This window comes from Microbacterium sp. MEJ108Y, assembly GCF_000834175.1.
In the GTDB taxonomy this organism is placed as follows: domain Bacteria; phylum Actinomycetota; class Actinomycetes; order Actinomycetales; family Microbacteriaceae; genus Microbacterium; species Microbacterium forte.
Map to the genome: position 1 here is coordinate 24,785 of NZ_JXQX01000016.1, position 15,633 is coordinate 40,417.

The 15,633-nt window shown below is 67.9% G+C and carries 10 protein-coding genes; 5 read left to right on the forward strand and 5 right to left on the reverse strand.

Features of this window, described 5'->3' with window-relative positions:
- The first annotated feature begins 68 nt into the window (after window positions 1–68).
- Both RU09_RS10200 and dxs read left to right on the forward strand, forming a co-directional pair.
- Window positions 69–2,906 (forward strand): aconitate hydratase, encoded by a 2,838-nt coding sequence (locus RU09_RS10200; protein WP_042540223.1) that lies wholly within the window; start codon window positions 69–71, stop codon window positions 2,904–2,906.
- A 169-nt stretch (window positions 2,907–3,075) separates the two neighbouring features.
- A complete protein-coding gene (gene dxs / locus RU09_RS10205; protein WP_042540225.1) occupies window positions 3,076–5,016 on the forward strand; it encodes a 1-deoxy-D-xylulose-5-phosphate synthase in 1,941 nt (646 codons plus the stop codon).
- Window positions 5,017–5,073: 57 nt separating this feature from the next.
- Here dxs and RU09_RS10210 read toward each other — a convergent pair whose 3' ends face one another.
- From RU09_RS10210 to RU09_RS10220, 3 genes are all read right to left on the reverse strand, one after another.
- Window positions 5,074–5,769, reverse strand: a complete 696-nt coding sequence (locus tag RU09_RS10210; RefSeq protein WP_042540289.1) for an SPFH domain-containing protein — start codon at window positions 5,767–5,769, stop codon at window positions 5,074–5,076.
- A 141-nt stretch (window positions 5,770–5,910) separates the two neighbouring features.
- A complete protein-coding gene (locus RU09_RS10215; RefSeq protein ID WP_042540227.1) occupies window positions 5,911–7,362 on the reverse strand; it encodes a glycerol-3-phosphate dehydrogenase/oxidase in 1,452 nt (483 codons plus the stop codon).
- Window positions 7,359–7,964 carry a TetR/AcrR family transcriptional regulator gene (locus tag RU09_RS10220; RefSeq protein WP_042540229.1) on the reverse strand — a complete coding sequence of 202 codons (606 nt, stop codon included), beginning with the start codon at window positions 7,962–7,964 and terminating at the stop codon, window positions 7,359–7,361. The genes RU09_RS10215 and RU09_RS10220 overlap by 4 nt, the downstream gene beginning before the upstream one ends.
- A 20-nt stretch (window positions 7,965–7,984) precedes the next feature.
- Between RU09_RS10220 and RU09_RS10225 the strand changes: the two genes are divergently transcribed.
- Genes RU09_RS10225 through RU09_RS10235 form a run of 3 tightly spaced genes read left to right on the forward strand, consistent with a single transcriptional unit; the run spans window position 7,985 to window position 12,169 of the window.
- The gene (locus RU09_RS10225; protein ID WP_231567506.1) at window positions 7,985–9,607 is read left to right on the forward strand and encodes an FAD-binding oxidoreductase; all 1,623 of its coding nucleotides are present in this window, start codon (window positions 7,985–7,987) and stop codon (window positions 9,605–9,607) included.
- A 1-nt stretch (window position 9,608) separates the two neighbouring features.
- Window positions 9,609–10,520, forward strand: coding sequence for a YegS/Rv2252/BmrU family lipid kinase (locus RU09_RS10230; protein WP_042540231.1), 912 nt, complete (start codon window positions 9,609–9,611; stop codon window positions 10,518–10,520).
- Complete coding sequence (locus RU09_RS10235) at window positions 10,517–12,169, forward strand: GMC oxidoreductase (RefSeq protein ID WP_042540233.1); 1,653 nt, start codon at window positions 10,517–10,519, stop codon at window positions 12,167–12,169. Before RU09_RS10230 ends, RU09_RS10235 begins: the two co-directional genes overlap by 4 nt.
- A gap of 47 nt (window positions 12,170–12,216) precedes the next feature.
- On the opposite strand, the gene RU09_RS10240 is transcribed toward RU09_RS10235, so the two are convergent.
- On the reverse strand, window positions 12,217–14,376 hold the full coding sequence (locus RU09_RS10240; RefSeq protein ID WP_042540235.1) for a 3-hydroxyacyl-CoA dehydrogenase NAD-binding domain-containing protein: 2,160 nt from the start codon (window positions 14,374–14,376) through the stop codon (window positions 12,217–12,219).
- 5 nt (window positions 14,377–14,381) lie between these two features.
- The gene (locus RU09_RS10245) at window positions 14,382–15,587 is read right to left on the reverse strand and encodes a thiolase family protein (protein ID WP_042540237.1); all 1,206 of its coding nucleotides are present in this window, start codon (window positions 15,585–15,587) and stop codon (window positions 14,382–14,384) included.
- Window positions 15,588–15,633 lie beyond the last annotated feature (46 nt).

Consider the following 15,633-nt stretch of genomic DNA (forward strand, 5'->3'; position numbering starts at 1 on the left):
GCAGGGGCTCGCTGGCGAGCAAGATGGAGGCGCCTGTCGCTCCCATCCGAATAGAAGGAGACGGAATCGTGTCCACGGTGAACAGCTTCGGTGCCAAGAGCACCCTGACGGTCGGCAGCACCGACTACGAGATCTTCCGCATCGACACGGTGCCCGGTTTCGACAAGCTCCCTTTCAGTCTCAAGGTCCTCCTCGAGAACCTGCTTCGCACCGAGGACGGCGCGAACGTGACGAAGGCGCAGATCGAAGCCCTGGGCTCCTGGGATGCCGCGGCTGAGCCGAGCACCGAGATCCAGTTCACGCCGGCCCGTGTGGTCATGCAGGACTTCACCGGTGTTCCCTGCATCGTCGACCTCGCCACCATGCGCGAGGCGGTCACCGCACTGGGTGGCGACGCGAACAAGATCAACCCGCTCTCACCCGCCGAGATGGTCATCGACCACTCGGTGATCGCCGACCTCTTCGGCTCGGAGAACGCTCTCGAGCGCAACGTCGAGATCGAGTACGAGCGCAACGGCGAGCGCTACCAGTTCCTGCGCTGGGGCCAGACGGCCTTCAGCGACTTCAAGGTCGTTCCCCCGGGGACCGGCATCGTGCACCAGGTGAACATCGAGCACCTGGCCAAGGTCATCTACGACCGCGACGTCGACGGCGTGCTGCGCGCATACCCCGACACCTGCGTCGGCACCGACTCGCACACCACCATGGTCAACGGTCTGGGCGTGCTCGGCTGGGGCGTCGGCGGCATCGAGGCCGAGGCCGCGATGCTCGGCCAGCCCGTGTCGATGCTCATCCCGCGCGTGGTCGGCTTCAAGCTCTCGGGTGAGATCCCGGCCGGTGTCACGGCGACCGACGTCGTCCTCACGATCACCGACCTGCTGCGCAAGCACGGCGTCGTCGGCAAGTTCGTCGAGTTCTACGGCGAGGGCGTCGCCTCGGTGCCGCTCGCGAACCGCGCCACCATCGGCAACATGTCGCCCGAATTCGGTTCGACCGCGGCGATCTTCCCGATCGACGACGTCACCCTCGACTACCTGCGCCTGACGGGTCGCAGCGAAGAGGCCGTCGCGCTGGTCGAGGCCTACGCCAAGGAGCAGAAGCTCTGGCATGACGCCTCTCAGGAGCCCGTCTTCAGCGAGTACCTCGAGCTCGACCTCGGCACCGTGGTGCCGTCGATCGCCGGCCCGAAGCGCCCGCAGGACCGCATCCTCCTCTCCGACGCCAAGTCGCAGTTCGAGCAGGACATCCTCGCGTACGCCTCGGCATCGACCTCGGACTCCGTCGTCGATCTCGAGTCGAAGCACTCCTTCCCGGCATCCGACCCCGGTTCGGTCCCCGGCGAGGAGGAGCCCACCACGACTCGTCCCGTGCACATCAACAGCGGAGCTCCGGCGCACGCGTCGAAGCCCGTGCCGGTCACGACTCCGTCCGGTGAGAAGTACATCCTCGACAACGGCGCGGTCACCCTCGCGGCGATCACCTCGTGCACCAACACCTCGAACCCCTCGGTGATGATCGCCGCGGGTCTGGTCGCCCGCAAGGCGCTCGAGAAGGGGCTCAAGCAGAAGCCGTGGGTCAAGACCACACTCGGCCCCGGATCCAAGGTCGTCACCGACTACTACGAGAAGTCCGGTCTCGACAAGGACCTCGAGGGCCTCGGCTTCTACACCGTCGGCTACGGCTGCACGATCTGCATCGGCAACTCGGGCCCGCTGATCGAGGAGGTCTCCGCGGCCATCAACGATCACGATCTCGCCGTGACCGCCGTGCTCTCCGGTAACCGCAACTTCGAGGGACGCATCAGCCCCGACGTGAAGATGAACTACCTCGCCAGCCCGCCGCTGGTCATCGCCTATGCGCTGGCAGGCTCGATGCACTTCGACTTCGAGAACGATGCGCTCGGCAAGGGAACCGACGGCGAAGACGTCTTCCTCAGGGACATCTGGCCCAGCCCGGCCGAGGTCCAGGAGCTCGTCGACTCGTCGATCTCGCGTGAGCAGTTCATCAAGCAGTACTCCACCGTCTTCGACGGCGACGAGCGCTGGCGCAGCCTGCCCACCCCGGACGACGACATCTTCCAGTGGGACGAGAACTCGACCTACGTGCGCAAGGCGCCGTACTTCGACGGCATGACGATGGAGCTCACCCCGGTGCGCGACATCGAGGGCGCGCGCGTCATGGCTACGCTGGGTGACTCGGTCACGACCGACCACATCTCGCCTGCCGGCAACATCAAGCCCGGCACCCCTGCGGCTCAGTACCTCACCGAGCACGGCGTCGACCGCAAGGACTTCAACTCCTTCGGATCGCGCCGCGGCAACCACGAGGTCATGATCCGCGGAACGTTCGCGAACATCCGCCTGAAGAACGTCATGGTCTCGGCCGTCAACGACGGCCAGGTCGTCGAGGGTGGCTTCACCCGTGACTTCACGAAGCCCGGTGGACCGCAGTCGTACATCTACGACGCGAGCATGAACTACCAGGAGCAGGGCACGCCCCTCGTCATCTTCGGTGGCAAGGAATACGGCTCCGGCTCGTCGCGAGACTGGGCGGCCAAGGGCACGAGCCTGCTGGGCGTCAAGGCCGTCATCACCGAGAGCTTCGAGCGCATCCACCGCTCGAACCTCATCGGAATGGGCGTCGTCCCGCTGCAGTTCCCCGCAGGCGAGAGCTGGGAGTCGCTGGGTCTCGACGGCACCGAGGTCGTCTCGATCACGGGTCTCGAGGAGCTCAACAACGGCACCACTCCGAAGACGGTCCGTGTGACCGCCACCCCGACCGAAGACTCGCCCGAGGGCAAGCAGGTCGTGGAGTTCGACGCGGTCGTCCGCATCGACACCCCCGGTGAGGCGGACTACTACCGCAACGGCGGAATCCTGCAGTACGTGCTGCGTTCGCTGGTCTGATCACAGCGACGACGAGGGCCCGGTTCTTCTGAACCGGGCCCTTTCGCGTGTGCGGGTCCGTGTCAAGGGGCGAGGCGTTCTCCGAGCTTTCACGGATGGCCGCGGTAGGATCGATCAGGCTTTCGAACCGGAATCGGATGCCGCCAACGGTGCCTAAGAGGAGGTGCAGATGCCCATTCTTCCGAGCATCTCAGGACCCCGTGATCTCGACTCCCTCTCGACGGAGCAGCTCATCGAACTCGCCGGCGAGGTCCGCGAGTTCCTCGTCGAGAACGTGTCCCGTACCGGCGGCCATCTGGGCCCCAACCTCGGAGTGGTGGAGCTGACGATCGCTCTGCACCGGACCTTCTCGTCGCCCGACGATCCGTTCATCTTCGACACCGGCCACCAGTCCTACGTGCACAAGCTGCTCACGGGACGCCAGGACTTCTCGTCCCTCCGCGTCCGCGGTGGACTCGCGGGCTACCCCCAGCGCGGCGAGAGCCTGCACGACGTGGTCGAGTCCTCCCACGCGTCGAGCTCTCTCAGCTGGGCCGACGGAGTCTCCCGTGCGCTGACCGCGACCGGTCGCGGCGATCGTCACGTGGTCGCGGTGGTCGGCGACGGTGCGCTCACGGGCGGCATGACGTGGGAAGCCCTCAACAACATCTCCGACGACAACGACCGCAATCTCGTGATCGTCGTCAACGACAACGGGCGCTCGTACGCTCCGACGATCGGCGGGATGTCGCGGTACCTCAACCGCGTGCGCACCGCCGCGGCCTACAAGGACCTGCATCACAAGTCGGACCGGCTCTTCCGGGCGTTCGGGCCCGTCGGTCGCGCGGTCTTCCGCGGCGTGCGTGGTGGCACCCACGGCTTCCTGTCGCGTTTCACCAACAACGAGGCGCTGTACTCCAACCTCGACATCAAATACCTCGGTCCCGTCGACGGGCACGACCTCCCGGCACTCCTCGAGACCCTCGAGCTCGCGAAGTCCTATGGTGCACCGGTCATCGTGCACGCCATCACGGAGAAGGGCCGCGGATACCAGCCCGCCCGAGACGACGAGGCCGACCAGTTCCACGCTGTCGGGCGCATCGATCCGACCACGGGCGAGACGCTCTCGTCGGGCGGCACCGGCTGGACCGACGTGTTCTCCGACGCCCTGGTCTCGGTCGGCGAGCGTCGCGACGACGTCATCGCCATGACGGCAGCCATGCTGCGCCCGACGGGGCTCGCTCCGTTCGCCGAGCGCTTCCCCGACCGTGTGTACGACGTGGGCATCGCCGAGCAGCATGCGGTGGCCTCCGCCGCTGGCCTCGCGTTCGGCGGACTGCATCCCGTCGTGGCCCTCTATGCGACCTTCATGGGACGCGCGTTCGACCAGGTGCTCATGGACGTCGCGCTGCACCGCGCGGGCGTCACCTTCGTTCTTGATCGTGCGGGTGTCACCGGACCCGACGGGCCCAGTCACCACGGCATGTGGGACCTCGCGATGCTGCAGATCGTCCCGCACATCCGCATCGCGGCACCACGAGACGCCGCGCGGCTGACGGAGGCTCTCGACGAGGCCGTCCTCGTGGACGACGCCCCGACGGTGATCCGCTTCCCCAAGGGCGACGTCGCGCCCGAGCTGCCGGCGATCGAGCGCCTGCACGACGGCGTGGACGTGCTGGCCAGGGGTGAGTCGGAGGATGTCCTGCTGGTGGCCATCGGCCCGTTCGCAGCTCTCGCGATGGATGTCGCCGAGCGGCTTCGTGCCCAGGGGATCGGCGCGACGGTCATCGACCCCCGGTGGGCGATTCCCGTGCAGCCCTCGATCGTGAGCATGGCCGCGCGGCATCGCCTCGTGATCACCATCGAAGACGGCATCCGCGTCGGCGGCATCGGCACTCGCGTTCGTCAGGTCCTTCGCGAAGCCGGCATCGACACGGCCGTCGACGAGCTGGGGCTGCCGGACGAGTTCATCGATCATGCATCGAGGGACCAGATCCTCGCGGATGCAGGCCTCACCGCGTCGAAGATCGCGCAGGACGTCGTCTCTCAGGTGCTCGGAACGCGAATCCCCGTTGCACGGGATGCCGGCGCGAACGGATCGATCGACCTGCCGCTGCACGAGCGGAGCTGATCGACGTCGCATTGCGGTCCCGGCCGAGGAAGGCCGAGGAGTCAGCGAACCCGACGATCAGTTCAATGCGTGGAGGGCGGCGACCGCCTGGGCCCCGCGATCGGAGTCGCGGAGAGCGGTCGAGAGCAGGTAGCCGTCGGTCAGGGCATCGCCGGTGACCATGACGCGCACGAGCTCGACTCCGCACGCCCGGCGCACCTCTTCGGCGCTGGCAGCGATCACGCGGGTGTTGATCTCGTCGTTGTGCGGCAGCTCGGCGCCGTCGAGTCCTCGGATGACGTCTCGCAGCGCCGCACCGACGATGTTCGAGGCGCGTTCCTTGACGTTGACGACATCGAGTTCGAAGACCCGGAGATCTCGCCCGGTCGGGATCGGACGCCACTCGAACGAGGCATGCACGCGGTGCTGATGTCCGTTCGCCCCGGTCATCTCGCGCGCGGGCAGATCGGTGGCACGGCACCGCACGTCGATGAGGCGGTACCAGTAGAAGAGTGGGAATGCGCCGTGGGATCCCGGGTCGAGCACGACGACCTCTCCGACCGCTCCGCCTCGGGATGACGGTCGACGCTGCGGTCGGTTGCGGATGATCGGCTTGCCGTTCCGCGTGCGGATCGCAGCCCACCCCTCATCGACCGTGACGATGAAGATCTTCAACAGCGCCGGCACGACCAGCAGGATCGTGAGGATCGCAGTGCCGGTCTTGAAGAGGCCCGACATTCCCTTGCCGCCCAGCATCGAGAGGAGCATGTCCATGCCACCACTGTGCCCCCTCGAGCGCGGGCGGATCGCCATCTTCGAGGCGCATGCGAAGGTGTTCATGCGCTGTTCCGCGCTCGTTACCCGGCCTGCCGCGAGGCGGATAGGGGGCGGGTCGGTCGCGGTGGTGCGGCCGTGTCAGGAGAAGGCGGCGAGTATTTCGGCGACGGCGGATTCGACGGCTGTACGCTGCCGCTCGCGGTCCGCGTCCACGAGGCCGACGCGCGTGCGCCGGTCGAGCACATCATCTGCGGTCATCGCGCCCTCGGCGCGGACGGCGAACTCGATGGTGGCGCGCGACACAGGCCCGCGGCCCACGCTGTCGCCGGCGGGAACGGCGACGGCGGTGTCGGTGAGCCGCAGGGTCGCCGTGCTGCTGGGGCCCGCGCCGAGTCCTGCCGTCTCCACGGCCAGGTCGACCGCGTCCTCGGCCATCCGTCGGTAGGTGGTCAGCTTGCCGCCGAGCACGTTGACGAAGCCCTTCTCCGAGACCGCGACGAGATGACGACGGGAGATATCCGCCGTCGAAGTCGCGCCGGTGTCGACGAGTGGGCGCAGCCCGGCGAATGATCCGCGTACCTGGTTCCGAGTGATCGGCACGGACAGCACTCGGTTGAGGTTCGTGAGCAGGAACGCGATGTCGCCCTCGGTCGCCACAGGAACGCGCGGCACCGGCCCCGGCGCGTCCTCGTCGGTGAGTCCGACGATCACGCTTCCGTGCTGCTGCGGCAGCGCGAAGACGTAGCGGCTGATCGAACCCTCGTGCGGAATCGTCAGCGCGGCCGACGGGTCGCCGAGATCGGCGGCATCGAGCACGATATGCGTCCCGCGACTGGGCCGCACCGTGATCGACTCATCGAGACTCCCGGCCCAGACACCGGTGGCGTTGACGACCGCTCGCGCCCGGATATCCAGGCGCTCGTCCGTCAGCACGTCCTGAGCGATGGCGCCGTCGCGGCGCAGCTCGAGCGCCCGCACCCGTGTGAGGATGCGAGCGCCGTGACTCGCCGCAGTCCTGGCGACCGTGACGACCAGGCGCGCATCGTCGACGAGCTGACCGTCGTACGAGAGCATCCCTCCTCGCAAGCCCGCCCGGGAGAGCGAAGGGACGAGGCGCTGAGCCGTTCGAGCCGAGACGAGGCGCGGCGGTGGCAGGAACCGGCTCGGCGTGCGGGCTCGTATGCGCAGCAGGTCTCCCATCGCCATCCCGACAGTCCCGGCCGCACGCTGGCGCGCGCTCACCCCGGTCGTGAAGGGCAGGAGCTGGCCGAGCGGACGGATGAGGTGCGGTGCGATCCGCGTCATCAGGAGGTGTCGCTCGACAGCGCTCTCCTTGGCGGTGGCCACATCGCCGGTGGCGAGATAGCGAAGTCCGCCATGCACGAGTTTCGAGCTGAAACGGCTGGTGCCGAACGCGAGGTCCTCTCCCTCGAGAAGAGTGACGCTCAGACCCCGTGCTGCGGCATCGAGCGCGACGCCGACACCCGTGATGCCCCCGCCGATCACGAGGACATCGACCGTCTCGTCGCCCGTCCGGCGGAGTTCTGCGGCCCGACGCGCGACGTTGAGGTCGGGGGAGTGAGAGGTCATGGCCGGAGCAGCCCGTCGAGTGCGGCGCGCAACTCGCGCTCCCACGAGTCCTCGGAGAGGAGCTCTGAGACCGTTCCGTGGGAGAGCACCGCAGACTGGGCGATGAGCAGCAGCATGACGGCGATCTCATTCGGATCACCCCAGCGGACTGATCCGCCCCGCTGCGCCGATCCGATGGCCGTGGCCAGCCAGCCCAGGATCAGTCGCTGGCTCGATCCCACCCGCTGCAGCGTGTATCGGGTGAATGCTTCGGGCTCTTCAGCGAGAAGCCGCCCGTACACGGCGTCTGCCCGGAAGAGCGCGGTGAAGCGCAGGACGTCGTCGACCAGCTCGCTTCGGGTGGCTGCATGAGCCGGGAACCGGTCGAGGATCACTGCGACTCTGCGCAGCAGCGCTGCGCGGACGACATCGTCGGCATCGCTCCAACTGCGATAGACGGTGGGCCGACTGTGACCGGCACGGCGAGCGAGCTCTGCGATCGTCAGGCCGTGCACTCCTCGGCGAACGATCAGCTCATCTGCGGCGTCGAGGATGCGCGATTGCGTGGCATCCCATTCGGGCGCTGAGGTGCCGACGTCGGCCAGTACTTGACGTTCTTCCATGATCTGTCACACTGTAACGCATGAGCGGAGAGAACGGCAGGGTCGCCGTGCGGTCGGAGATGCGCTGGAACGGCTGGGGCGATCCCGCTCGGGCATCAGATCTGCCGCGTGCCGTGCGCATGCTTCTGCCCTTGCTGCTCGGACGCCCGCAGAAGCCCGTGACGGCGGTGAACCTCGCCGAGGTGCGGGTCGAGCCGTCCGCACTGCTCGACGGCGATCTTGAGGCGCTGAGGGCGGTGGTCGGGGCAGAGCACATCGACACGGCGGATGAGTCGCGGATCCGCCATGCAGGGGGCCGCTCGACACCGGATCTGCTCAGACGGCGGCAGCGGGAACAGGCGTCGCCGGATGCCGTCGTGCTGCCAGGAAGCCACGATGAGGTCGCGGCGCTGCTCCGCGTGTGCGCCGACCTGGGGATCGCCGTGATTCCGTTCGGGGGCGGAACGAGCGTGGTCGGCGCTCTCGACCCCGATCGAGGCGCGCACCGCGCGGTCATCAGTCTGGACCTGCGGCGGCTCTCGGGCCTCATCCGTCTCGATGAGGTGAGCGGCGAGGCCTGTCTCGCCGCAGGGACCGCCGGTCCGGAGGCTGAGGCGCTGCTCGCTGCTCAGGGCTTCGAACTCGGCCACTATCCGCAGAGCTTTCGCTACGCCACGATCGGCGGGTTCGCGGCTGCGCGCTCGTCGGGGCAGAACTCGGCAGGGCATGGGCGATTCGACTCCATGGTCACCGGCCTCAGAGTCGCGACCCCGACCGGGGACATCGATCTCGGTCGATCACCGGGCTCCGCAGCCGGTCCCGATCTCATCCGAGTCTTCCTGGGGTCGGAGGGCATCTTCGGGGTGATCACCGAGGTTCGTGTTCGAGTCCACCCTGTGCCACGAGAACGCGTCCTCGAGTCGTGGAGCTTCGCGGACTTCTCGCATGGTGTCGACGGGCTGCGACAGGTGGCCCAGAACGGTGGTGGCCCCACGGTCATTCGTCTCTCAGATGAGGCCGAGACCGCCGTCAGCCTCGCCCAGGTGGGCCGGATCGGGAAGGCGCTCGCGAAGGGCGCGAGCATCGTCACCGTGTACGAGGGGGACGGCATCGCCGAGCGTCGGGCGCGGGCCTCGGAGATCCTGACGGCGGCAGGTGGCGTGTCATCCGGAGCGGGCGGCGCGGAGGGATGGCTCGACGGCCGATTCGATGGCCCCTATCTGCGAGATTCGCTGCTGGACGCGGGGGTGTTCTGCGAGACGCTGGAGACGGCGACCACGTGGTCGAACCTGCACCACCTCCGAGCGGAGATCACGGCCGCTCTTCGCGGCGGCTTCGCGGCGGCCGGAGCCAAGTCCTATGTGATGTGCCACGTCTCACACGTCTATCCGACCGGAGCCTCCCTGTACTTCACGGTGCTCGCGAACCTTCGGTCCGACCCCCTGGAGGCGTGGGCGGAGATCAAGCGACGGGTGAACGACTCGATCATCGCGGCGGGTGGCACGATCAGCCATCACCACGCCGTCGGTCGCGATCATGCCCCATGGCTCGAGAAGGAGATCGGCGAGACGGGCGTGCGGATCCTCGCGGCCATCAAGCGCGAGCTCGACCCGACGTGGATACTCAACCCGGGGGCGGTCATCATGTCGGATCGGTCGGCCTGACATGGCTGAGCACATCGCCGTGCTGTCGAACCCGTTCGCCGGCAAGGGGCGCGGAGCGCATCAGGCCGAAGCCGCGCTCGCCCACCTCCGCGCCCGAGGTCTGGACGTGCGCGTCTACACGGGAGAGTCGGCCGCGTCCAGCCGGATCCTGGTGGCACAGGCGCTCCGTGAGAGTCCTCGCGTGCTCGTCGTCGTCGGAGGAGACGGCACGCTCTCCGCCATCCTCGACGCGGTGTGCGCAGCCGGGGTGCCGGTCGTCCTGGTGCCGGCCGGCACCGGCAACGACCTCGCTCGAGCTCTGGGTCTGCCCCGCCGCGACCCGGTCGCCGCGGCGGAGCTCGTGCTGACCGGCGTTCCCCGAGCGATCGACATCGGTGAGATTCGCGCGGCGGGTCGCGTCGATCCATTCCTGACGATCGCCGCGCTCGGGTTCGATGCGAAGGTCAGTGATCGCACCAACCGGCTGCGCTGGCCGCACGGTGTGCTGCGCTACTACCTCGCCCTGATCGTGGAGCTCGTGCGCCTCCGGCCGATGGAGTTCACGGTCTCCGTCGACGGCGCCGCGCCCATCCACGCGCCCGGCACGCTCGTCGCGGTGGGCAACACCGAGAGCTACGGCGGGGGCATGCCGTTGTGCGTCGGCGCCGCCGCCGACGACGGGCTGCTCGACATCGTGCAGGTCGCGCCGCTGACTCGGCTTCGGCTGCTGCACCTGTTCCCGCTGCTGTTGCGCGGAGCGCATCTGACCAGACCCGAGGTGACCCGTCGCCAGGCTCGTTCCGTGACGGTGAGCGCCCCGGGGCTCGTCGTCTACGCCGACGGAGAGCGCATCGCCGAGAGCGAGTGCACCATCGGAATCCGCCGGTCGGCTCTGACGATCCTGGTGCCCACGACTGCGCAGGAGCAGCGATGAACGATACCTCGCGCGATGCGCAGGACAGCGGGGCCTTCGACGACGAGGTCGTCGTCATCGGCTCGGGGTTCGGCGGCTCGGTGGCCGCATTGCGGCTGGTGGAGAAGGGCTATCGCGTGCGCGTGTACGAGGCGGGTCGTCGCTTCGAGGACGAGGACTTCCCGAAGACCAACTGGAACGTCCGCCGCTATCTGTGGGCGCCGAAGCTCGGATGCTTCGGCATCCAACGCATCCATCGTCTGCCTCATGTGATGATCCTCGCGGGAGCAGGGGTGGGCGGGGGCTCCCTCAACTACGCCAACACGCTGTATCAGCCCGGCGGCGCGTTCTTCGATGACCCGCAATGGAGTGCTCTCGCGGATTGGGAGACCGACCTCGCGCCGCACTATGCGACAGCGAAGCGGATGCTCGGAGTGGTGGAACGCTATCCGCACACGGGCCCCGTCGAGCGCATCATGGCGGGCGCAGCCGACGACCTCGGAGTGGGCAGCACGTTCCGCAACGCACCTGTCGGGGTCTGGTTCGGCAAGCCCGGCGAGCGCACAGCGGACCCCTTCTTCGGAGGGGAGGGTCCGGACCGCACAGGCTGCACGCTCTGCGGCAACTGCATGGTCGGATGCCGCGTCGGCGCCAAGAACACACTGATGAAGAACTATCTCGCCCTCGCAGAGAAGCGCGGTGTCGTCATCGAGGCGTTGCGCACCGTCACCGAGGTGCGCGAACTCCCCGGCGGTGGCTTCTCGGTGACGACGGAGCGAAGCGGGGCATGGTTCCGGAGCGAGCGCCGCACCGTCCGCGCACGCCAGGTGGTGCTGGCAGCGGGGACCTGGGGCACGCAGCAGCTGCTGCATCGGATGAAACGCGCCGGAGCCCTCCCACGGGTGTCGGACGCGGTCGGCCGCCTCACCAGGACCAACTCGGAGGCTCTCGACGGCGCCGTCGCCGTTGCTGTCCCGGCCTCCCTCGAGCTCGCGCGCGGCGTCGCGATCACGACCTCGTTCCACATCGATGCGAGTACGCACGTCGAGAATGTGCGGTACGGGCCGGGATCGAACCTCATGGGGGCGCTCGCGTCGATCATGGTGCCCGGTGATCGCGGTCTCGGACGACGACTGGCGAGTCTGATCGGTCAATTCGTGCGTGCGCCGATCCGTCAGCTGCGTCTGGGCTCACTTCGACGCTGGAGTGAACGCGGCATCATCGCGCTCGTGATGCAGACGGTCGACAACTCCCTCTCGCTGTCACTCCGGCGACGGTTCGGGCGGCTGGTCATGACCAGTGCGCAGGGACACGGCGAACCGAACCCCAGTCATCTGCCGCAGGCGCACCGCGCGGCCGCGGCGATCGCAGCGCGGGTCGAGGAGGATGGCGGCGTTCCGGCTGCGGCCCGAGGCTCGTGGCCCGAGGTCTTCGGCATCCCGCTGACTGCTCACTTCCTCGGAGGCGCCGTGATCTCGTCCACCCCCGAGACCGGCGTGGTCGATCTCTACCATCGGGTATGGGGTCACCCGGGGTTGCACGTCGTAGATGGCGCCGCCGTGCCGGCGAACCCCGGGGTGAACCCGTCGCTGACGATCACCGCGCTCGCCGAGCGCGCTCTGTCGCACTGGCCCCGCCGCGGCGAGGCCGATCAGCGCCCGCCGCTGTAGACACGACGGAGGGGGCCGCCTGATGGCGGCCCCCTCCGATGTTCAGATCAGCGGTTCTCGATGCCGCGGATCTGCGGCGTGTGGAACTCGCCGCCGAACGCCCGCTGCGAGGCGCCCTCACGGTCGAGGTACGGCGATGCGCCGCCGTCGATGAACGGCCAGCCGGCTCCGAGGATGAGGCACAGATCGATGTCCTCGACCTCGGGCACGACGCCCTCGTCGAGCATCAGCTTGATCTCGCTCGCAAGGCCGTCCTGCACGCGCTGCAGAATCGTCTCTGCCGACGCCGGCGTCTTGCCGACGGCGGGCTTCAGCAGCTTCTCTGCCTGCTTCGTCCAGCCGGTGACGCGACCGCCCTTGTCCTTCTCGACGACCGCATCGAGCTCCGCGAGCGCATGGAAGTTCTCGTTCGCATAGAAGCGGTCGGGGAACGCGTGCGCCATCGTGTCCTGCACGTGAGCGGCGACCTTCCAGCCGACCAGGTCGATCAGCTGGAACGGACCCATCGGAAGGCCGAGCGGCGCGAAGGCCTTCTCGACGTCCGTGATCGGGGTGCCCTCGTAGACCGCGCGAGCTGCTTCGCCCATGACCTTCGCCAGCAGCCGGTTCACCACGAAGCCCGGGGCGTCGGCGGTGAGCACCGCGTTCTTGCCCAGGTTCTTGGCGACGACGAACGCCGTCGACAGCGCGGCCTCGGAGGTGCCCGGTGTCTTCACGATCTCGATCAGCGGCATCACCGCGACCGGGTTGAAGAAGTGGAACCCGACGAGGCGCTCGGGGTGAGCGAGCTTCGCGCCGATCTCTTCCACAGACAGCGACGAGGTGTTCGTCGCGAGGATGGCGTCTTCGGCGATGACCTTCTCGATCTCGCCGAACACCTGCTGCTTGACGCCGACCTCTTCGAAGACGGCCTCGATGACGAAGTCGCAGTCGGCGTAGAGGGTCTTGTCGGTGGTGCCGGTCACGAGCGCCCGGAGCTTGTTGGCGGAGTCCGCGTCGAGGCGACCCTTCGCCTCGAGCTTGCCGATCTCCTCGTGGATGTAGGCGACTCCCTTGTCGACGCGCGCCTGGTCGAGGTCGGTGATCAGCACGGGCACCTGCAGCTTGCGCACGAACAGCAGCGCGAACTGGCTGGCCATCAGGCCGGCGCCGATGATGCCGACCTTGCTCACCTTCTTGGCCAGGGCCTTGTCGGGAGCGCCGACCGGGCGCTTCGCGCGCTTCTGCACCAGATCGAAGGCATACATCGAGGCGGCGAACTGGTCACCCGTCACGAGATCGGCGAGGGCCTCGTCTTCTCGGGCGAAGCCCTCGGCTTTCGTTCCGCTCTTCGCCTTGTCGAGCAGGTCGAGTGCGGCGTACGGAGACTTCGGAACCGTGCCGATCTTCGACTCGAGCATGCCTCGGGCCATCTTGATCGCGATCGGCCACTTGGTGAGTCGTTCGATCTTGCCCGGCTCGTTCTTGCGCTCGACCTTCTTGCCCCCGAGGACCGCATCTGCCCAGGCGAGGGAGTTCTCGAGGTAGTTGGCCGCGGGGAAGATCGCATCGACGATGCCGAGATCGAAGGCCTGCTGCGGTTTCAGCATCCGGTTCTGCTTGAGCGGGTTCGAGATGACGACCTCGAGAGCGTTCTCGATTCCGATCAGGTTGGGCAGAAGGTATGCCCCACCCCACCCGGGGATGATCCCGAGGAAGACCTCGGGGAGCGCGATCGCCGCTGCGGAGGCGTCGACCGTGCGGTAGCTGGAGTTCAGCGCGATCTCCAGACCGCCGCCGAGCGCGAGGCCGTTCACGAACGCAAACGACGGCACGCCGAGCTCACCGAGCTTGCCCAACACCTTGTGACCGAGCTGCGCGATCAGGCGGGCGTTGTCACGCGAGCCGACCTTGCTGATGTCGGAGAGGTCGGCGCCGGCGGCCAGGATGTACTGCTTGCCGGTGATGCCGACCGCCTGGATCTCTCCGGCAGCGGCGCGGGCGGCGAGCCCGTCGAGGGTCTCGCCGAGGGCGGTGAGCGTGGCGGGTCCCAGAGTGTTCGGGCGGTTGTGGTCGCGTCCGTTGTCGAGGGTGATCAGCGCGAGGACCTTGCCCGACGCGAGGCGGATGTCACGCACGGGGGAGTGCGTGATCACCTCGCCGTCGGTGAGAGCCTGGATGGGGGAGAAGTCGACATTCGCGTACTGCTCGGAAATCGAGTTGGCCATCGGGCTTACTTCCTCTTCTTGCCGTCGTAGTGCGGGTTCTCCCAGATGACGGAGCCGCCCTGCCCGAGACCGACGCACATGGCCGTCAGGCCGTAACGCACGTCGGGGCGCTCGGCGAACTGCGCCGCGAGCTGGATCATCAGACGCACACCGGATGCCGCGAGGGGGTGACCGAGTGCGATGGCGCCGCCCCACTGGTTGACACGGGGGTCGTCATCGGCGATGCCGAAGTGATCGAGCAGCGAGATGACCTGAATCGCGAAGGCCTCATTGAGCTCGAACAGGCCGATGTCGGCGATCGTCAGTCCGGCCTTCTTCAGGGCCTTCTCCGTCGAGGGGATCGGTCCGATTCCCATGATCTCGGGCTGAACGCCGGCGAAGGCGAACGAGACCATGCGCATCTTCGGCGCCAGGCCGAACTCCTTCACGGCTCCACCGCCGGCGAGCAGCGACATCGTGGCGCCGTCGGTGAGCGGCGACGAGGTTCCCGCCGTCACCCGACCGTGCGGGCGGAAGGGCGTCTTCAGGGCGGCGAGGTCGTCCATCGTGGTCTGCGGACGACGACCCTCGTCCTCGGTGGCGAGACCCCAGGCGCCGTCGGCGCCCTTGGTCGCGACCGGCACGAGATCGGGCTGGATCTTTCCGGCGTCGTAGGCCGCCTGCACCTTGTGCTGGCTGAGCATGCCGAACCGGTCGGAGCGCTCCTTCGTCAGGTGCGGGAAGCGGTCGAAGATGCGCTCGGCCGTGACGCCCATGTTCAGGGCACCGGGGTCGACCATGCGCTCGGCGACGAAACGCGGGTTGGGGTCGGCGTTGCCGCCGATCGGGTGGTGGCCCATGTGCTCGACACCGCCGGCGAGAGCGAAGTCGTACATGCCGACGCCGATCGACGCGCCCATGGTCGTGACGCTGGTCATCGCGCCGGCGCACATGCGCTCGACGGCAAGTCCTGGCACAGTCTGCGGAAGCCCCGCGAGAATCGCCACGGAACGGCCGAGGGTCAGACCCTGGTCTCCGGTCTGACTGGTCGCGGCGATGGCGACATCGTCGATGCGGTCGGCCGGGACGGCTGCGTTCCGCTCCATGAGGCCGATGGTCGCCTTGACAGCGAGGTCATCAGCGCGGGTGTTCCAGTACATGCCTTTTTCGCCGGCGCGCCCGAAGGGGGTGCGCACTCCATCGACGAAGAAGACGTCCGATATTTCGGCCACTCTGCCTCCAAGTTTGTGCGGTGGCCTCAGTCTATGGAGGGCCGGA